Annotated in this window: 17 protein-coding genes; 3 read left to right on the forward strand and 14 right to left on the reverse strand. The window is 54.5% G+C overall.

Annotated elements, in window-relative coordinates; all coding sequences use genetic code 11:
• Positions 1-146: 146 nt before the first annotated feature.
• The 8 genes from ACH5Y9_RS17585 to ACH5Y9_RS17620 all read right to left on the reverse strand — a co-directional run bounded on the left by ACH5Y9_RS17585 (position 147) and on the right by ACH5Y9_RS17620 (position 9,060).
• On the reverse strand, positions 147-1,424 hold the full coding sequence (locus ACH5Y9_RS17585) for an FprA family A-type flavoprotein (RefSeq protein WP_445366996.1): 1,278 nt from the start codon (positions 1,422-1,424) through the stop codon (positions 147-149).
• Positions 1,421-1,846, reverse strand: coding sequence for an ArsC/Spx/MgsR family protein (locus ACH5Y9_RS17590; RefSeq protein ID WP_033156078.1), 426 nt, complete (start codon positions 1,844-1,846; stop codon positions 1,421-1,423). Before ACH5Y9_RS17590 ends, ACH5Y9_RS17585 begins: the two co-directional genes overlap by 4 nt.
• A gap of 5 nt (positions 1,847-1,851) precedes the next feature.
• On the reverse strand, positions 1,852-2,136 hold the full coding sequence (locus ACH5Y9_RS17595; RefSeq protein ID WP_020484742.1) for a 4Fe-4S dicluster domain-containing protein: 285 nt from the start codon (positions 2,134-2,136) through the stop codon (positions 1,852-1,854).
• Positions 2,137-2,280: 144 nt separating this feature from the next.
• Positions 2,281-3,777 (reverse strand): nitrogenase cofactor biosynthesis protein NifB, encoded by a 1,497-nt coding sequence (gene nifB, locus ACH5Y9_RS17600; RefSeq protein WP_445366997.1) that lies wholly within the window; start codon positions 3,775-3,777, stop codon positions 2,281-2,283.
• Between the two features lie 240 nt (positions 3,778-4,017).
• Positions 4,018-5,130: an ABC transporter permease gene (locus ACH5Y9_RS17605; RefSeq protein ID WP_445366998.1), complete on the reverse strand. Its 1,113-nt coding sequence runs from the start codon at positions 5,128-5,130 to the stop codon at positions 4,018-4,020.
• A gap of 5 nt (positions 5,131-5,135) precedes the next feature.
• A complete protein-coding gene (locus ACH5Y9_RS17610; protein ID WP_445366999.1) occupies positions 5,136-6,257 on the reverse strand; it encodes an ABC transporter permease in 1,122 nt (373 codons plus the stop codon).
• Positions 6,254-8,035, reverse strand: coding sequence for an ATP-binding cassette domain-containing protein (locus ACH5Y9_RS17615; RefSeq protein WP_445367000.1), 1,782 nt, complete (start codon positions 8,033-8,035; stop codon positions 6,254-6,256). The genes ACH5Y9_RS17610 and ACH5Y9_RS17615 overlap by 4 nt, the downstream gene beginning before the upstream one ends.
• A complete protein-coding gene (locus tag ACH5Y9_RS17620; RefSeq protein ID WP_445367001.1) occupies positions 8,032-9,060 on the reverse strand; it encodes an efflux RND transporter periplasmic adaptor subunit in 1,029 nt (342 codons plus the stop codon). The genes ACH5Y9_RS17615 and ACH5Y9_RS17620 overlap by 4 nt, the downstream gene beginning before the upstream one ends.
• A gap of 166 nt (positions 9,061-9,226) precedes the next feature.
• Here ACH5Y9_RS17620 and ACH5Y9_RS17625 point away from each other — a divergent pair, with 166 nt between their 5' ends.
• The 3 genes from ACH5Y9_RS17625 (at position 9,227) to ACH5Y9_RS17635 (ending at position 11,320) form a co-directional block, all read left to right on the forward strand.
• A complete protein-coding gene (locus ACH5Y9_RS17625) occupies positions 9,227-9,979 on the forward strand; it encodes a peptidase (protein WP_033156074.1) in 753 nt (250 codons plus the stop codon).
• A gap of 308 nt (positions 9,980-10,287) precedes the next feature.
• On the forward strand, positions 10,288-11,082 hold the full coding sequence (locus tag ACH5Y9_RS17630; RefSeq protein WP_101052081.1) for a lysophospholipid acyltransferase family protein: 795 nt from the start codon (positions 10,288-10,290) through the stop codon (positions 11,080-11,082).
• Positions 11,072-11,320 carry a phosphopantetheine-binding protein gene (locus ACH5Y9_RS17635; protein ID WP_445369901.1) on the forward strand — a complete coding sequence of 83 codons (249 nt, stop codon included), beginning with the start codon at positions 11,072-11,074 and terminating at the stop codon, positions 11,318-11,320. Before ACH5Y9_RS17630 ends, ACH5Y9_RS17635 begins: the two co-directional genes overlap by 11 nt.
• Before the next feature lie 26 nt (positions 11,321-11,346).
• On the opposite strand, the gene ACH5Y9_RS17640 is transcribed toward ACH5Y9_RS17635, so the two are convergent.
• From ACH5Y9_RS17640 to gcvP, 6 genes are all read right to left on the reverse strand, one after another.
• The gene (locus tag ACH5Y9_RS17640; protein WP_445367002.1) at positions 11,347-13,239 is read right to left on the reverse strand and encodes a diguanylate cyclase; all 1,893 of its coding nucleotides are present in this window, start codon (positions 13,237-13,239) and stop codon (positions 11,347-11,349) included.
• Positions 13,240-13,740: 501 nt separating this feature from the next.
• Positions 13,741-14,169, reverse strand: a complete 429-nt coding sequence (locus ACH5Y9_RS17645; RefSeq protein ID WP_445367003.1) for a DUF2195 family protein — start codon at positions 14,167-14,169, stop codon at positions 13,741-13,743.
• A complete protein-coding gene (locus tag ACH5Y9_RS17650) occupies positions 14,120-14,869 on the reverse strand; it encodes an IS5 family transposase (RefSeq protein WP_445366335.1) in 750 nt (249 codons plus the stop codon). The genes ACH5Y9_RS17645 and ACH5Y9_RS17650 overlap by 50 nt, the downstream gene beginning before the upstream one ends.
• Before the next feature lie 274 nt (positions 14,870-15,143).
• On the reverse strand, positions 15,144-15,494 hold the full coding sequence (locus ACH5Y9_RS17655; RefSeq protein WP_319960387.1) for a hypothetical protein: 351 nt from the start codon (positions 15,492-15,494) through the stop codon (positions 15,144-15,146).
• 109 nt (positions 15,495-15,603) lie between these two features.
• Positions 15,604-17,001, reverse strand: coding sequence for an exonuclease domain-containing protein (locus tag ACH5Y9_RS17660; protein ID WP_445367004.1), 1,398 nt, complete (start codon positions 16,999-17,001; stop codon positions 15,604-15,606).
• Complete coding sequence (gcvP, locus tag ACH5Y9_RS17665) at positions 16,985-19,906, reverse strand: aminomethyl-transferring glycine dehydrogenase (protein ID WP_445367005.1); 2,922 nt, start codon at positions 19,904-19,906, stop codon at positions 16,985-16,987. Before gcvP ends, ACH5Y9_RS17660 begins: the two co-directional genes overlap by 17 nt.
• Position 19,907 lies beyond the last annotated feature (1 nt).

Consider the following 19,907-nt stretch of genomic DNA (forward strand, 5'->3'; position numbering starts at 1 on the left):
TAATCTGAGGACCAACCGGTTTGGAATCGAAACGATTCCTGATTTTCACCGGCCTTACAGCCGATGAGGTCACCGATCCGTCCGTGAATCGGTTTAGCCTACGAATACCGCTGTAGACTCAATAGCAAGCGTCTGTTTAATCCGGTTTACAGGTCCGCAAAATTAATCACCCGTGATTCTCTGGCCCCGGTCAGCTCCTGAGCCAGATCCAAGCCAAAGGCCTTACACTCGTGTATCTCGTCGTCGGTAGGAATCAGCTTCACGCGCAGGCCTTGAATCGGTACCCGCAGTTTCAAGCCGCGTAAGCGGTCTTCCACCAGGCGCACACCTTCGCCGGTCCAACCGTAAGAACCGAACACGCCGCCGAGTTTGTTTTTCAGATTGACCACAGCCAGCGACGAGAGCAGATCCCAAATCGGCTTGACCGCATCGCCGTTGATGGTCGGCGTACCCAACACCAAACCGTCGGCTTCCTCGATCAAATCGACAAACGGCGCCACCTCGCCACCCTCCAGGTCGTAAAGCGATACGCGCACATCCTCGACTTGCATCGCGCCTTGATATATCGCTTCCGCCATGCGCCGGGTATTGCCGTAAGAGCTAATGTAAAAAATCAGCAGGGTTTTTTGATTGGGCCGCAGCTCGTTATGCAAAGCAGGGCTGGATAACTGCCGATAACGCTGGATGTAATGCTGCGGGCGGTCACGCAAGATCGGCCCGTGGGTCGGTGCAATCAGTTTCAGCGGCAAGGGTTCGATCAACTCCAAGGCCCTGACCACGTATTCCTTGAACGGCCGCATGATGTGGGCGTAGTAGTATTCGAAGGAAAAGCGGAAATCGCCGACTTTGTCGTTGTACAAGCGGTTATCGCAAAAATGGCAGCCAAACACGTCGCCGGAGAACAGCATCGCTTCTTCCGGCGCGTAGGTGCATTGCGTGTCCGGCCAATGCAAATACGGGGTGTGCAAAAACTCCAGGCTGCGGTCACCCAGCGAGACCTTGTCGCCGGTCAGCACCGGGGTAAAGCTCAACTCGTCCTGCTTCAGCAGGCCTTTGAGCATGGACTGGGCTTTTTGGGAAATGAACAACTGCGCGTGCGGCGCCCGTTTCATCAACTCCGGCAAGGCGCCGGTATGATCGGGTTCCAAATGATTGAGGACGATGACTTTGATTTCCGAATAGTCTGCAACGCTTTCCAGGCGGGCGAAAAAGGCGTTGGCAAAGCCTTCCTTGACAGTATCGATGACCGCCACACCTTCGCTGCCGCGAATCACATAGGCGTTATAGCTGGTGCCGTTGGCGGTCTTCAGGATGATGTCGAAAGTGCGCAAATTCGGATCCAGCGCACCGACCCAATGCACGCGCTCCGACAAGGCCACCGCCAGCGGTACGCCGTCTTCGCTCTCCAATCTGACGCTGTTCATGGCTTGCAGGCCTCAGAGCGTGACTGCTTGGGACAGGTTTCCAAATCCTTTTGCGAAGCCAAGGCAGCCAAGCCCAACCAGGCATCGACCTGTTGTTGGTCGAACCCGCAGACGCGCTGTTCGTTGACCTCCATCAAAGGCCGCCGAATCAACAACGGCTGCGCCACCATCAGCGCTATCGCTTCGTCTGCACTGACGGCATTCGGATCGACCAACCCTTGTTTGACAGCCGGCGCGCTGCGGTTAAACCAATCCGCCACCGGCATGTCGCCGAAAAACGAGCGCAACTTGCCCGGTTCCCTGCCCCACGGCTGCTGCAATAGATCGTAAACCACCAGCAAATGGCCGGCGGCACTCAGCAATTGCTTTTGCCGGGTATTGTTCAAGCAGCCCGGCTTTTCATAGAAATGCACGGTGGCCATAGCCGTTAATGGGCTTGTAGTTCCGCCATCGCCTCGGCCATTTTTTCGGGCGGGATACCGGTCAGCGAGCCGGGCGGGTTGATAGGCACACCCAGTGCGTCGAGAATCGCGCCTTCAATCGGGCAAATGCTGGCGCATTGCGTGTCTTTATAATCGCCCTCGCATTCGGTACATTTTTTCGGGTTGATCCTGAAATGCCCGGCTTTTTCCGACATGTAGATGGCTTTGCTGGGGCACAACGGCTCGCAGGCATAACAGTTGACACAGGATTCGATGATTTGTAAGGCCATGACGTTACCTTTGTATTCGATGGTTAATCAGTTCTAACAATCTCCCTCTCCTGATGGAGAGGGCTGGGGTGAGGAGAATTGAATAAGCAAAAGCTTTTTGATTCACCTCACCCTACCCTCTCCGGCCGGAGAGGAAATATTGGGCTATGCCGTCGCTCGCTCTTCTTGCGGCGCAGCCTCGTCCAATTTGCCGGCGGCAGCCATTTCCTTGTAAACCGCCATCACCGCTTCTTCGATAGGCTCCATCGCATGCTCGCCGTTGGGTACAATGCCGGCTTTTTCCAGCAAGTCCCATGGCTCGTAGCCGATTTTGGAGCACAACACCGCTTCACAGCCGGCCAGAGAGCGAATGGTTTGTTGCAACACGCTCTCGCCATCGCCGCAGGTGTCGTCGCCGCCGCAATATAAGTCTGTCTTGCGATGACTCATGAAACGCACGCCGTTCGGGGAGGCTTCATAGATCAGGAATTCCTTGGCATGTCCGAAGTGCATATTGATCACGCCTTGACCGCTGGTCGCGATAGCCATCAACACCGGACGGGTATTCAGCTTGGGCTCGTCGGCGTGGCCGGCAGCTTTTTCCGCTTTCGCGGCGCGCTTGCTGTGCATTTCCTCGGCAATCGCTTCGTGGATCACTTTGCGTTTTTCCATTGCCGATTGGTAATCGATTTCCATCGCCTCGATTTTGTCCATGGTGAACTCGTCGCCACGGTCTTCGCCCAATAGGCCAACCGCGTCGGCCCGGCACTGCCGGCAGTGACGCATCATATTCATGTCGCCGGAGCACGAGTCTTGAAGATCCATCAACTCATCCTGAGTCGGACCGCGTTGACCCATCACGCCGTAGAAGGTGCCGTGCTCGGCTTCGGCGATTAAAGGCATCACGTTGTGTAGGAAAGCGCCTTTGGCTTTGACGATTTTGCTAACTTCCGCCAAGTGTTTGTCGTTGACGCCGGGGATCATCACCGAGTTGACCTTGACCAGAATGCCTCTGGCGGTCAGCATTTCCAGGCCTTTTTGTTGCTGCTCGATCAGGATCTTCGCGCCTTTCACGCCTTTGATGCGTTTGTTTTCCCAGAAAATCCACGGATAAATTTGCGCACCGATTTCCGGATCAACACAGTTGATCGTGATCGTGACGTGATCGATGTTGTGCTTGGCCAGTTCCTCGACCGATTCCGGCAAAGCCAGACCGTTGGTGGAAACGCAGAGCTTGATGTCCGGCGCTTCTGCGCTCAAACGGCGGAAGGTTTCGAAAGTACGCTCCGGATTGGCCAATGGATCACCAGGGCCGGCGATACCCAGCACGGTCATTTGCGGAATGTTGGCCGCCACCGCCATGGTTTTTTTCACGGCTTGGTCGGGCGTCAACAACTCGGACACCACGCCGGGACGCGACTCGTTGGAGCAATCGTATTTGCGGTTGCAATAGTGGCACTGGATGTTACAAGCCGGCGCCACTGCCACGTGCATGCGGGCAAAATAGTGGTGCGCGTCTTCCGAGTAACAAGGATGATTTTCTACCTTGGAGCGAATCTCGTCGGACAAATGCCCGAGTTGATCATCACTTGTACCGCAAGAATGGGAGGAGCAGCCGCCTGCGCTGGCTGCTGGAGTTTCGTTTAATACTGGCAGTTCCATATTCTTCACCTCACTTGATTGGTTATGCAGTGAGAAAGCACAGGCCATGCCAGTTATGAAATCAATTTAACTTATTGATATATAAATTCTTTTTTAAGATAAACTACCAAACACCCCAATATACAGCCGCCTAATGTTTGTAACGGCACAATCCCCGCCGGCTGATTGTCAGGATTTGGACAAAGCGCCAAAGGCTTGAAAGCAGGCAATTTCAGAGGCAACTCAGACGCCAGGCATCGTTCAGTACATACGCTTGCGAAATAGCCAGCCGGCGCAACTCAAACAACACAAACCGATCAGCGCCAGCGGCCAGTATTGGTCGGCTAAATCGGCGATCCCCAAGCCTTCCAGAAATACGCCGCGGATAATGATCAAAAAATAACGTAGCGGATTGACGAACGTCAGCTGCTGCACGAGTTCCGGCATGTTCTCGATGGGCGTGGCGTAGCCAGAGAGGATTACACCCGGCACGATGACCAGAAATCCACCCAGCAGGCCCTGTTGTTGGGTGACCGATAGCGAGGAAATCATCAAACCGGCACCGATCACCGAAAACACATACAACACGATGCCAATATACAGCGCGGCCAAGCTGCCCAACAACGGCACCTGAAACCAGAAGACCACCATGAAGATACTGAACGAGGCTTCGGCTACGCCGATGATCAGGCCGGGAATGGCTTTGCCGATCAGAATTTCCGCCGGGGTGAATGGTGTCACCAGCAGTTGGTCGAACGTGCCCTGTTCGCGTTCGCGCGCCACAGACAATGCGGCCACCGTCATCGTCACCACCAAAGTCAGCAAGCCGACGATACCGGGCACAATAAACCAGCGGCTTTCCAGATTGGGATTAAACCAGGCCCTGATGCGCAATTCCGCCGGCGGCCCGGTTTGGTTGTGCTGGCGCGCCCAATCGCTGTTGAACTGGCTGATCACGTTACGGGCATAGCCCAAGGCAATCTGGGCCGTATTGGAATCGCGGCCGTCCAGTAATATCTGCACCGGCGCCGGCTGCCGGCCACCCAGCAAATCGCGGCTGAATGTTTGGCCGATATGCAACACCATCAACACCTGCTTGCTGTCCAGCACTGCGGCGATTTGCGCCTGGCGCTCGATGCGCAACACTTCCCGGAATGCCGGCGCACCATTGAAGCGGGCAATCAAATCGCGGGCGGCGCTGCCGCGGTCTTCGTTGTATATCGCGATCGGCAGTTGGTTTAGATCGTAAGTAGCGGCATAGCTGAGCAAAAATAACTGCACCAGCGGCGGCACGATCAAGACAAAGCGGCTTTTTTTATCCTTCAGCAGGCTGAGGAATTCCTTGATCAATAAAGCCTGGATGCGCCACCACATACTCGTCACTCCAGGCGGCGCGGCGCCCGCCACAAGGCCAACGCCAAAAACGCCGACGCCATCAGAAATAAGGCCAATGCGTTGGGCAAAATCACTTCCCAAATATCGCCGGCCAGGAATACGGTCTGCAAAATCGCCACGAAATACCGGGCAGCCACCACATGGGTAAACAGCTGCACCGCCCACGGCATGCTATCGATATTAAAAATAAATCCGGACAGGATAAAGGCCGGCAGAAAAGTCACCACAATGGCAATCTGCCCGGCGACAAACTGATTTTTGGCCGCAATCGAAATCAACAATCCCATCCCCAGTGCCGCCAGCAAAAATAATGTGCCCGCCACCAGCAACACCCACAAAGAACCGACCAAGGGCACCTGAAACAAAAACACCGCCATGCCTATCGACAGCAACATGCCGCCCATGCCCAGTAAGTAATAGGGAATCAATTTGCCGAGCAGCACTTCGCGGACGCTGACCGGCGTCGAAATCAAGGCCTCCATTGTGCCGCGTTCCCATTCGCGGGCCATCACCAAAGCAGTTAATAAGGCACCGATCAAAGTCATGATTACGGCAATCAAGCCCGGCACCAGGAAATTGCGGCTACGCAAGGCGCTGTTGTACCAAACCCGGGCAGCCAATTGCACCGGCTGCGGCGCTTCCTGCCCCTGCCAAGCGGCACGAGCGTTGAGCCAGGTTTCAAAAACGCCTTGCACATATCCGCTGGTCAGGCGGGCGGTATTGGCATCGACGCCATTGACGATAACCTGAATCGGCGCCGGTTCGCTGCCGGTCAAGCGCTTGTCGAAATCCGCCTGCAAATGCACGATAGCGTTGATTTTTCGGGTCAGCAAGGCCTGCTGAGCCTCACGCAGGTCGCGGAAGTAATGGGCTTGAAAATAGTCCGAATAATCGAAGCCGGCGCTAAAACTGCGCGATTCCGGCGAGACATGCTCGATTACCAGACCTATCGGCACGCGGCGCGCATCCAGCGACACCCCGTAACCGAACAACAACAGCAAGAACACCGGCATCGCAAACGCAATCGCCAAGCTGCTGGGGTCGCGCAGCACTTGTAAAAACTCCTTGCGAATCAAGCCCAACAGGCGCTGGCTGGCGGCACTCATCCGGCCGAGGCTCCTGTAAGTTCCAGCAAGCGAATGAAAGCTTCTTCCATGGTCTCGGCCGGCGCTTGCTCGGCGGTTTGACTACGGCTACGAATCTCGGCCGGCGTGCCGGCGGCCAGGATGTCGCCCTCGCGCATGATTAACAGCCGGTCGCAATATTCGGCTTCTTCCATGAAATGCGTAGTGACCAATATCGTTACCCCTTGCGCCGCCAGGCTGTTGATGCGATTCCAAAACTCGCGGCGCGCCAGCGGATCGATGCCGGAAGTCGGTTCGTCGAGAAACAGAATCTCGGGCTCGTGCATCAGCGCGCAAGCCAGCGCCAGCCGTTGTTTGTAACCCAGCGGCAGATCGACGCTGTTGGTGTCGGCAAACTCAGTGAGGTCAAACTCTTGCAACGCCCAGGCTATACGCTCTGTTCGCCGCTTATGGCGTAAACCGTAGGCATGGCTGAAAAACTGTAGATTTTGTTTGACCGACAATTGTCCGTATAAGGAAAACTTCTGCGACATATAGCCCAGTCTGGCCCTGGCCTGGGCTGCCGCATTGCGCAAATCCAGGCCGGCCACCCGCAAGCTGCCGTTGCTGGCCGGCAGCAAGCCGCATAACATTCGGAATGTCGTGGTCTTACCGGCACCGTTGGCACCGAGCAAGCCGAAAATCTCGCCGTGCCGCACCTCGAAAGACAGTTTCTTAACCGCCTGAAAATTGCCGAACCAGCGATCAACTTGCTCGACTTCAATCACTGCTGCGTGCTCCGTCGCCAAAAACCGCGAACCATTGCCGGGTACAAAACAGACGGTTTCCACTGGCGACTTTTCCTCGTGCCGCGCCAGCAGCAACATGATAAAGGCATCTTCCAGACGCGGTGGCACCGGGGTAATCCGCACTTGCTCGGCAGTATCGAATATCGCCGTCCAATCCGGCGGGCAAGCAGGACGCGCCACGGCCCGCACCGCGTCCCCCTGTACCACCGAGTCGATTAGATCGGCATGCATCTGCAAACGTTGTTGCAGCATGCGTTTAGCCAGTACCGGACTGGACAACTGGTAACTGCAAGCCTCCGCCAGACGATGAAAGCCGGACGGTGCATCCTGATGCAGAATTTCGCCACTATCCAGCAATACCACCTGCTGGCAATGCTCGGCTTCATCCATGTACGCCGTGCTAAGTAAGACGGTGGTGCCAAACTCCGCCACCAGCGACTCGATAATTTGCCACAACTCGCGGCGCGACAAGGGATCGACGCCGACCGACGGCTCGTCCAGCAGCAATAATTTTGGCCGATTCAACAAGGTGCAGGCCAAACCCAATTTTTGCTTCATACCGCCGGATAGCCGGCCGGCCAGACGCTGATTGAATTTTTGCAGATTGGTCATGCGCATCAACTCAGCGAAGCGCTGCTGCCTGTCCTGCAGCGATATGCCGTAAAGATCGGCGTAAAGATTGAGGTTTTCCAGCACGCTCAAGTCCTCATAAAGACCAAAACGCTGGGGCATATAGCCGATTAATTGGTGCAATTGGGCACCGGCGGCGGCCGTATCCAAACCAAAACTGCTTATGCTGCCGCTATCGGGCAACAACAAACCGGCCGCCAAGCGTAGCAAGGTGGTTTTGCCTGCACCGTCCGGACCAACCAAGGCCGTAACTTGGCCGAGCGACAGACTCAGGGAAATATCCCGCAAGGCCGGTACGACCCGGTCACCGGCGGTAAAGCGTTTGCTTACCGACGTGAAGGTCAATGGCGCCGGTGCGGCATCGGCCGCGATGGTAATCACAGCGCGGGTTCGCAGCTCGGTTGTGCCATCGGTGCTTGCTGGGTGTCTATCCTCACGGTGACCGGCATCCCCAGCCGCAATTGATCGTCCGGGTCGCAGGCGTAGATCCGTACTTGATAGACCAGGCTGGTGCGCAGCTCGGTGGTTTCCACCGTTTTAGGCGTAAATTCGGCCGTCGGCGACATGTACCCTACCCAACCCCGATAGCTTTTATCCGGAAAGCTGTCGCTGGCCAAACTAGCCGGCAGACCATAACGCAGTCGTCCCAAATCAGCTTCCGCCACATAGGTTCTAGCCCACAACGGCTCGCGCAAGGCCAACGTCAATACCGGCTTTTGCGCGCTGGCCATGTCGCCGGGCTCCAGGATGCGGTTCTGGATCACACCATCCTGCGGCGCATACAAGCGTGCATCGGCTAAGACTTTATCAGCCAGCTGTAACGCGGCCTGATCAGCTTTCAGTTGTGCTTGCGCCGCTTGAATATCTTCCCGGCGCGGGCCGATTTCAGTCAGCGTATATTGCTGTTTCAAGGCTTGCAGATTCTCCCTGGCCGCGTCGTATTGGGCTTGCGCCCGATCCAGGGACTCGGCGGAGCTTAGTTTGCGTTTGACCAACGCCTGAAAACGGACCAACTCTTTCTTAGCCAGTACCACCGCCGCTTCCGCCGCTTTGACATCATTGCCAGCCTTGCCGATTTCCTGCGGCCGCGAACCGTGCAGCAGCTTATCCAGCTGATGTTGTTGCACATCCACTTTGGCTGCGGCCTGATCGCGGCTGTATTCAAAGCGCTCCAGTGCTTGCGTCGCCAACAATTGGCCGCGTTTGACCCGCTCGCCTTCCTGAACCAGGATCTGCTCGACGCGCTCCGGATCGTGAAAACTCAGTTCCACCTGGCGAATATCTATGTTGCCGTATAGGATCAAGGCATCGCTCCGCCGGCTGCCATCCTTGAGATAAAAACCGCTGGCGACCAGCACAACGGCAGCTACTCCCCCAACGAGATACAGGCCTGGTTTACTAATCATCTATGAATTACCCGCCGCTGATTTAAACGTGTCGGCTCAGTATACTGAAAGCCGAGCCTGAGATGCATCTAACAACTTACCCCGCCAGTTAATCGATACTGTCCTTGGCCTTTACGCAGCTTCTTTAGTACACTGCGGGCAACCTTATTTTTCAGGCGCAGAGCGTATGACTTATTGTATTGCTGTCTCTCTAAAAGACGGACTGGTATTAACGTCGGATTCCAGAACCAACGCCGGCATCGACAATGTCAGCATTTACGGCAAAATGCACCCATTTTGTACCGCATCTGATCGGAAAATCGTGCTGCTCAGTGCCGGCAATCTGGCTACCACGCAGGCCGTGATCGACCAGTTGAAGCGCGATATGAAAGAAGAGACCGAAGTGAATCTGGATACGGTCAACTATCTGTCGGAAGCCGCCGCCTATCTGGGGCGGATCAGCGTCGAAAAGCAGCGCCGTCATGTGGATGCCGGACAAAGCAGCTTCAATCCGTCCGCCACTTTTATTTTGGCGGGGCAAATCGGCCAGGAGCCGCACGGCGCTTATTTAATTTACCCGGAAGGCAATTGCATCACTACCTCGCGGCAGACCCCTTATCTGCAAATCGGCGAAAACAAATACGGCAAACCGGTGCTGGACCGGTTTTTAAAAATCGATACCGCACTGCACGAAGCCGGGCGTTGCTGCTTAATTTCGATGGACTCAACGATGCGCAGTAATGCCAGCGTCGGCGCGCCGGTGGAGCTGTTGATTTATCACCGGGATACGCTGACGCTGGACGAGTACTATTGCTTCCAGGAAGACAACGAGTATCTGAGCAAAATCCGCAAGATGTGGCACGAAAAACTCAAAGAAGCCTTCGCCACCTTGCCGCAGTTCAGCAAAGAGGATTCCCGTCCACTGCCGGGCTGCATATAACGTCCACGCTTCATCCTAACTTGGGGCTATGGCACACAAATCATAGTTCCAAGCGGTTTCATTTATGTTCGGCATAGCCAATCCCGTTCGCCCTGAGGCAGGGTGGGTGGGGTTCTGCTCAGAAACTACCCCAGAGTGCTCTACCTATCGCATCCATGCACGGTTTACAACCGCCGCAACTGATTTTCAGGTTTATCGTCGATAACTCGTCACAATAGCCAGTAACCGCTACAATTGCCGACCCTAATCCAATTCCTGCCCGCCGACCCAGCCATGTTGCAGTTCGGCGATCAGAACCGCAGCTGGCGATGGCACAAACTCTAATTCAAAAAATCGATTACGGCTGGCGTTTACTGGCCACTGCGATCAGCTTTACCAGCTTCGGAATCGGCGGCGTGATGCTGTGGCTGCTGGTGTTTCCGCTCTTGGCAATATGGCCGGGCAGCCGCGCCGAAAAAGCCGGCCGCGGCCAATACACGGTGCATCTGAGTTTTTATATGTTTATAGGCTTGATGCACAGACTGGGCGTCATGAGCTATGAAGTGATAGGACTGGAAAAACTCAACCGTCCCCGTCAGCTGATTGTCGCCAACCACCCGACGCTGGTGGATGTGGTGTTTTTAATCAGCCGAATCAAACAAGCCAACTGCATCGTCAAGGCCAGCCTGTGGCACAACCCGGCGATGCGCGGCCCAATCTTGAATGCCGGCTATATCAGCAACGCCGATTCTGAAACGATGGTCAACGATTGCGCCGCTTGGCTGCAAAACGGCGGCACCATGATCATTTTTCCGGAAGGCACCCGCTCGGTGCCGGGCCGGCCTTATCGTTTTCAACGCGGTGCCGCAGCCATTGCTTTACAAGCCGATAGTATAATCACGCCGGTAACGCTGACCTGTAAACCCAGCACCCTCACCAAAACTCAAGCCTGGTACCAAATCCCGCAGCGGCGTTTTCATTTGCAAATGATCGTCGGCGAGGATGTGGAATTGCAGCCTTTCCGGGAACTGCAACCGCGCTCGATAGCGGTGCGGCGTTTAACGCAGTATTTACAGGATTATTTTACTCAACAACGAGAACGCCATGAGCGAGATGGAAACTGAATTAAAACACCTGATTATCGACACGCTGGCCCTGGAGGATGTCGATACGGCGGACATCGATAGTCACGCCCCTTTGTTCAACGACGGCCTGGGCCTGGACTCTATAGACGCACTGGAACTGGGATTGGCGATACGTAAAAAGTATCAGGTAAAAATTGATGCCGAACGCGACGATGTGGTGAAAATCTTCGGTTCCGTGGCGGCCTTGGCGCAGTTTATTGAAGCAGCGCGGAGTTGAGAGGGTTTTGACGAGTCGATGCAATTCTAATGTTGTAGCGAAAAACTACAGACCTTATTCCGGCCGCTGTGTTTAGCTTGATACAAACCCTTATCAGCCAAATTCAGTAAATCGCCGATACTGCTGTTTTTATCCGTCAGGGTAGCCACGCCAATCGATACGGTAAATTGCAATTCAAACCCCGATTCAACCGGAATCACGCTGCCGGCCACCACGCTTCGGAGTCGCTCCGCCACCTCAAGTGCTTTAAGCAAGCCGGTTTCCGGTAATAAGATCGCAAATTCTTCGCCGCCCATGCGGCCGGGAATGTCGATTTCCCGCAAAACTTCCACCAAAATGCAGCCCAGTTTTTGCAAGGCCTGATCGCCGGCCGCATGGCCGTAGTTGTCGTTGACGGCTTTAAAATAGTCGATGTCCAGCATCAATACCGACAACGGGTTGCCGTAACGATCACTGCGCGCCAACTCCGCTTCGCCCTGCTCCATGAAATAACGGCGATTGGCAATCCCGGTCAGATAATCGATGCGCGCCTGGCGCTCCAACTCCGCTTGCAGGGCTTTGCGCTCGCTGATGTCGCGCACGAACGCGCAGTTATATTCCAGACCTTCGAAAACCAGATAATTCGCGGCCACTTCCACCGGAATTTCCCGACCGTCTTTACAGCGATGGATGGCTTCCATTTTTAACGCGCCTTTTTGTTTGACTTCCTGCCAATGCGCGGGCCAATTTTCCGCCGTTAAATCCTTGTCTATATCCATTACCGAAAATGTCAGCAACTCCTCGCGGCTATAGCCCAATACTTGGCAGGCGGTGTTGTTTACAAATTGGAATCTGGCGTCAGCGGTTATCCAGTACAAACATTCAGTGGCTCTATCCACCGAAAACTGCGTCAGATGCAAAGCCTTTTCCGCCAGCTTGCGTTCGGTAACATCGTTGTAAATCGAGACAATTTCGCCGCCGGGCAATTTATACACATAATTTTCCCGCCAACCCTGAATCCGCTCATCACGGTAATATGAGGGCGGAAAAGCCTCCGGCGTCCCGGTTTTGGCGACCCGCCGCAATACATCCAACAGCCCGAATTCGAATACCCCCGGAAACATCTCGGTCAGTTTTTTACCGATCAATTCTTTACGGGTGATTTTTTCGATCTGCTCGGCAGCCTTGTTAAAGCCGATGATAATGAAATCCCGGCCGTCCTCGCTGGCCCGGTATACCGCCACGCCGCTACTCATGTGTTTGAATAATGCCGATAAGCGTGCTTCGCTGGCGGCCAGGGCGCGTTTTTCCAGCAGCAACTGCTGATTGTTTTGAAACAGTTGCTCGGTTCTTTCTTCGACGCGCCGATTCAGTTCGTTATTAAGCTCCGCCAGTTCCGCCGCCGCCAGTTTTTGCTGCAACCGGTCCGCACCGTGTTTGGCAAAGGCTTGCGCGAGTTGCGCGTACATTTCCGTGATAGTTTCCAGACGCTGCCTGGCAATGACCGGGACCTTGCTGATGCTTTGCAGATAACTAGCTTCCTCGAACCCATATCGCCTGGCCTGACTGCGGAAGAATTCCAGATCCGGAGGATCAATAAAACATTGACCGGTAAAAATATTGGCGACGTGCTGGCCCTCGACGATAATCGGCATAGCCGAATCTACCAACCCGTTCAGACATTTGTAGATTGCAAACCGCTCCCCCTTCAACATGCTTTCAACCAAGGCCGTATCGCTTTCTATGCAGTTACTGCAGGTGTTGTGGTTGACCCGATGAAATTTTACACAGGCCTCTTGCCAGCCGGCGTTGGTGATAACAACGCCGTCGGTATCGATAATGGCGTTAGGTATTCCGATCACCCGGTACAAATCATCCATCAGCGTTTGCAGACTGGCAAGATCGACAAGTTGGGCGTATTTGATGGTGTTTTCGGACATCAGCTGGTGTGGAATCGAGCAGTGAAGTTAACAGTCTGTCGTATGAGCTTGATAATAGCAGCATTCCCGTGAAGCGGAACTGAAAAACACTGGATTTTGGCTAGCAACAAATACCCGGCAAGCTTTACAGGCATGGCATTGACGCGAAAGAATGCTTAGCAAGCATGCTATGGCGCCCAAGCTTGGCCGTTCGCCAACGGGCAAAGCACGGTCCAGCCAGAATTTCTCTCGCAACGATCCGAACAAGAAATTCAAGAAAGCATCGAACGCATCATTGGGCGGATGCGCAAAGCCCTATCCTCCATTTAACGGACAAACGGCCTCCCAATGAACGGTTACAGCTTAGTCAATTTTTCTTGGTTGCCCATTGACGCGATAGGGTGCGCTAAATCTGATGTACTGATGTTAGAAGGCGCACTTGTTGAGTTACTCAATGCGGTCAATATCTGGTTTTTCATTGTTATCTGGTTCCCACGCGCTGCGTGGGAACCAGAAAAATATTTAGTCTGGTTGAGCACAGGATAAGACAATCTCCAATTTTCTTTTGTCAATCAAACCTTGCTCCGCCGACAATGGCCAATACTTATGTTCGGATTTTGTAAAAGCTACCTTTCCACCGATTATATACGATTGATATTCTGCCATTTTGGCCATTACCGAATACGATCCCAGAGCTGATTTACAACCGCACTCAGCAATTGATTTAATTATTTGGGCATCAAACGAGAGGACAGGAATTCCATTCTCGATGGAGGTTTGCATGTCATTAACAGCGATGCAGGCGGACAACTGATTATTAAGTTGTATGGATTCTCGTTCATTGGCTGTCGCACACGAAACGATAAAAAAAACGCCTAAAACACTAGGGGCTGTTGCCGTTTTACATGGGTAACCAAATAAAAGCGCAGGCCAAAGCGACAACGCCTTCAAAATTGCGTTTCAATTTGTCATATCGCGTCGCGATGGCTCTGAAATGTTTCAATCGCGCAAAGACATTTTCAACGAGGTGGCGATATTGGTAGAGGCACCAATCCATTCCGTCATTCCCGACGATTGAATTTTGTTTTCTAGGAATGATAGGGACACTCCCTTTCTCTCGAATTTGAATCCGTAGAGGTTCACTGTCATAGCCTTTGTCAGCGACCGTGTAGTCAGCCAAAGGCAGTTTAGCCACTAATTCCGGCGCTTCTTTGCAGTCATGGACTTCACCACCGGTGATCGAGAAATGAATAGGCAGCCCACAGGCATCAACGGCCATATGGATTTTCGTGGTGTGACCCGCAACGGATTTCCCAATCGCGGCATCCTGTTCATGAGCCGCACCACTACTATGCTGATGCGCTTTCACGATACTGCCGTCAATAAAGGTCCATTCCAAATCCGGTGCCACAACCAGGCCTCGAAAGATGCCCATCAGTTTTTCTTGCAGTGACCACGCATTAAACCGTTTGTAGACTGCATTCCACTTACCAAACGTGGCAGGCAGGTCTCGCCAGGGGCAGCCGACTCGCATGCGATAAAAAATCCCTTCTACCGTTTGCCTGAGCGAAGGCTTGTCATAAATCCCCAGGCTTAACAGGATGGCTTTGAATTTATTCCAGTATGCATCCGTAAACATTTGTCGCGGCATAGCTCACTTGTCTTCTGATTGAAAAATCAATCAATGAGGCAGAGCCGTTCGATTTCAAGGCTATCGTTTCAAAATGGCAACAGCCCCTAATCTTTCGTGCCACCATTAGTAGGTCTCCCATCAACATAAGACACCTTGATAATCAATGCGCTCTTTTGGGTTGTTTTATAATAAGTTGTAGTACCATCAAAATGCTATCGTGATAGCAAAAGCCAGGGAGGTACGCGGTGCGTACCCTACCGGGCTTTTAGGACATTCCTCTTAGAGGTTGCAATTACAGTTTTAACGACAATGGTTTCCCAAGTCGGGCGCTTTGGAATACACGCCAGCCAAACAAAATAAAACAGCTAGGCAGAGCAATTGAAAAAGGGGCCAACAGCAAATACAACACTGGGGCTTCGCTTTGAAGCAAAGTTACACTCTGCGTTCGAGTGCCGAACGAGATTACACCTTCAATTAAACAGAGATATGTCAATACGATTGTGGTAACTAAAGAAAGACCAGAGATGTATAAACCAATATACATCGTTTGAAGTCTCCTTCTGGCATCCTTTGTTTTAACCATGAAGACTGGTACAGCAATACAAATAAGCAATCCAGATATAACAAAAATTGCGATCATCATAGAAACCGGCTCCTTGCAAAGGGCTAACCAGGCGCAGCCTAGAAAGCTAGAATAAAATATAAAAAGGTCGTAGATACCAATTAGAAAGGCGTAACCGAACGAACGCGGTTCAACCAACCACTCTAAACGCCTTTGACAACCCAACAACCTCCGCCTTTTTCAACGACTTGCTCAGCAACATATAAGTATCCCGATCAAAAGCCGGCCGACCGCTCTGCAACAGCTCGGCTATCTCCGCTTCGTTTTTGGCAGTGCCCAGATAACACCAGCGATCGATCACATGCAGTTCCTGGCCTTCGCGCACGCCAATCGCGCCAGGATAAGGCCAGACAGCGAGTTTGAGTTTTTGCATGGTGATCAACAGCCGCGCCGCGTGGGCCAGCGGGGCTTCCAAACCGACGCAGGCGCCGCGGCATTTTTTGATCTGGTGGCCAAAGCAGGGCCGACCGGCAGCGGTTTTCTCCAGGCCCAACACACTCAAGCAGAGGCCGTGCTGTTCGGCGACACCGCGCAAGGCTTTCTGGGCGTCACGCTGGCTGTGGTACAGGCCGTACAAATTATCCTGGGCACCGAAGTCCAGTTCGCCGGCCCAACTCAACACCGGCTTGAGCTGTTCGCCCTGTTGTTGCAACTGCCAGGCACACAAGGCATTTTTGCGGCGCAGGCGCTGGTTGTGAACCGGGGTTTTTTCCTTAATCAGACGCGCTTCCAGCAACAACGCCCCCAACTCGCCGGCGGTTTCGATCCAGTCGATGCGGCGTAATTGCTGGGCCAGACTCATCTCCTTGCTGTTCTTGTGGTCGGCGCCGAAATGCGCCAGCACCCGGTTGCGGATGTTGACGCTTTTACCGATGTACAGCGGCAGGTCGTTCTCGCCGTAGAACAGGTAGACGCCGGGGGTTTCCGGCAAATCGTGGATCAAGTTTGGGTCGATGTTGGACGGCAGACTGGAGCGGCCGACCAAGCGCTGGGCGGCTTGATCGACCACCGTCTCGGAAAACTGTTCGCAAGCCTGAGTCCAGAATTGGTGGATCAACTGGGCGTCGGCTAACGCCCGATGCCGGTCCTTGGCTGTTAAACCGTGGCGTTCGATCAGGCTGTCCAGATTATGCCGGTGGAATTGCGGATATAAAGCCCGCGACAATTTGACCGTGCACAGCACTTGCGGCCGAAAGGTCAGGCCAATCCGGCTAAATTCGTTCTTCAAAAACCCGTAATCGAAGCGGGCGTTGTGAGCGATGAACAGCCGGCCTTCCAGTAATTCCGCCACTTCACCGGCCACTTGGGCAAAGCTGGGCATCTCGGCGACCATCTGGTTGCTGATGCCGGTCATTTGTTCGATGAACAACGGAATCCGGGTTTGCGGGTTGACCAGTTGGTTCCATTCCCGCACGCCGTCTTCATCGACCAGCACGATACCGATTTCGGTGATGCGGTCTTTGGTGGCGGTGGCGCCGGTGGTTTCCAGGTCGACGAAGGCCAGCGGCTGGTTAACGTGTTTCAGCATCGCACTCCGCTGCGGCTTGCGCCCAATCCAGCGGACAACTGCAAAATACGTGGCGGTCGCCGTAGACGCTGTCGATGCGGCCAACCGGCGGCCAGTATTTGTCGTCGTGCTGATGGCTATCCGGGAAGAAGGCTTTTTGCCGGGAATACGGCAAATGCCAGTCCTCCAGCAACAGTCGGTGGGTATGCGGCGCGTTGTGCAGCACGTTGTTATGGCTGTCGGCCAGACCGTCCTCGATTTCCTGGATTTCGGCGCGAATCGCGATCATCGCTGCGCAGAAACGGTCGATTTCGGCTTTGTTCTCGCTTTCGGTCGGCTCGATCATCAAGGTATCCGGCACCGGAAACGACACGGTCGGGGCATGAAAGCCGTAATCGATCAGGCGTTTGGCGATGTCTTCGACGGTGACGTTGGCGGTTTTCTTAAAGGCGTGGCAGTCGATGATGCATTCGTGCGCGACCCAGCCGTTGGCGTCGGTGTACAGAATCGGGTAATGCGGCGCCAGGCGGCGGGCGATGTAATTGGCGTTCATGATTGCGGTCAAAGTTGCTCGGCGCAGGCCGGTGGCGCCCATCATCGCGATGTAGGCCCAGGAAATCGTGAGAATGCTAGCAGAGCCCCACGGCGCCGCCGACACGGTGCCGACCGTGCCGTGCTCGCCTTTGGCCGGATTGACGCCTTCCACGAGTGGGTGATCCGGCAAGTACGGCGCCAGATGCGCACCCACGCCGATAGGCCCTACGCCGGGACCGCCGCCGCCATGCGGAATGCAAAACGTCTTGTGCAAATTCAAATGCGCCACGTCCGCGCCAATCTTGCCGGGCCGACATAGGCCCACCAGGGCGTTGAAATTAGCGCCATCCATATACACCTGGCCACCGTGTTGATGAACGATGTCGCAGATTTCCCGAAACGCTTGTTCGTAAACGCCGTGGGTGGACGGATAGGTAATCATCAAGGCCGCCAGCGTATCCTTAAACTGCTCGGCCTTGGCGCGCAGATCGGCGACATCGACATTGCCGTGGTCATCGCAGGCCACCACCACAACCTGCAACCCGGCCAAGGTCGCGCTGGCCGGGTTGGTGCCATGCGCCGAGGCCGGAATCAGGCAGATGTTGCGTTGACCCTGGCCGTTGACCTGGTGGTATTTGCGGATCACCAGCAGGCCGGTGTATTCGCCTTGCGAGCCGGCATTGGGTTGCAAGGAAAAAGCATCGAAGCCGGTCAAATCGCAGAGCATGTCTTCCAGTTCCGCGAACAACTGCTGATAACCTTGGGCTTGATACAGCGGCGCAAACGGATGCATGGCATTGAATTCGTAGAATGAAATCGCCTGCATTTCGGTAGCGGCATTAAGTTTCATCGTGCACGAACCCAGCGGGATCATCGCCCGGTCCAAGGCAATATCGCGGCGCGCCAGCCGGCGCATGTAGCGCATCATCTCGGTTTCCGAATGGTACAGACTGAACACTGGATGGCTCAGAATTGCGTCGTCGCGTAATAGCGTATCAGGGATGCATTCTGCCAGGCCGGCATCCAGCGACGCAACGTCGGGCAATTCGCTGATCGGCGAGGCAAAGATTTGCCAGAGCGCGCGAATGTGGTCGCGGGTGGTGGCTTCGTCCAATGCAATGCCCAAGGTATCCGGATCGATCACCCGCAGATTGATGCCGGCCGCCTCGGCTTGCGCCGCAAAGCGCCGCGCCCGGTTCGGCACCCGCAGCCTGATGGTATCGAAATAGCACTGGCTCAACACTGGGTAGCCGCTGCGCGCCAGGCCGGCGGCCAGAATCTGGGCATAACGGTGCACCCGGCCGGCGATTAGGCGCAGCCCTTCCGCGCCGTGATAGACCGCATAAAAACCGGCGATCACCGCCAATAACACCTGCGACGTACAGATATTACTGGTGGCCTTGTCGCGGCGAATGTGTTGTTCCCGGGTTTGCAGGGCCATCCGCAAGGCTATCTGACCATGACTGTCCTTGGACACACCAATCAAGCGCCCAGGCATCGAACGCTTGAATTCGTCGCGGGTGGCAAAAAACGCCGCGTGCGGACCGCCATAGCCCATCGGCACACCAAACCTCTGAGCGCTGCCTACCGCGATGTCCACATCGAAGGCTGCGGGCGGTTTAAGCAGAACCAAACTCAGTAAATCAGCCGCTACCGTGACCAATGCTTGTTTGCCGTGGGCAATCGCGGTCGCTTCGGTCAGATCGCGGATTTCGCCGCTGGAGCCCGGATATTGCAGAATCAATGCAAAGAAATCGTGTTGCGCCAGATTATCGAACGGATCGGCGACCACCACGTTGTAGCCCAAGGAACCGGCCCGGGTCTGCACCACCGCGATGGTTTGCGGATGGCAATCTTTGTCGATCAACACGGTGTTGGACGGGCTTTTGGCAAGGCGCCGAGACATGGTCATGGCTTCCGCAGCCGCTGTCGCTTCGTCCAACAACGAAGCGTTGGCGATTTCCATGCCGGTCAAATCGATGATCATTTGCTGAAAATTCAATAAAGCTTCCAGCCGCCCCTGCCCCACTTCGGCTTGATACGGCGTGTAAGCGGTATACCAGCCGGGGTTTTCCAGGACGTTGCGCTTGATCACCGCCGGCATGATGGTGTCGTAGTAACCCATGCCTATCATCGATACCAACACCTTGTTGCGCTCGCGCATTTTGCGCAAGTATTTGATCACCGCGCGTTCGCTGATGGTATTGGTAAGTTTCAGCGGTTCGTGATTCAAAATATTGGCCGGAATCACTTGGCCGACAATCTGTTCCAGATCGCTCAAGCCCAGCTCGGCCAGCATCTCCTGAGTCTGTTGAGCATTGGGACCGATGTGGCGTTGAATGAAATTACCGCGCATTTCCAGTTGGTCGAGACGGGCGTTTTTTGCAGACATG

It is taken from the genome of Methylomonas sp. BW4-1, from assembly GCF_052474385.1.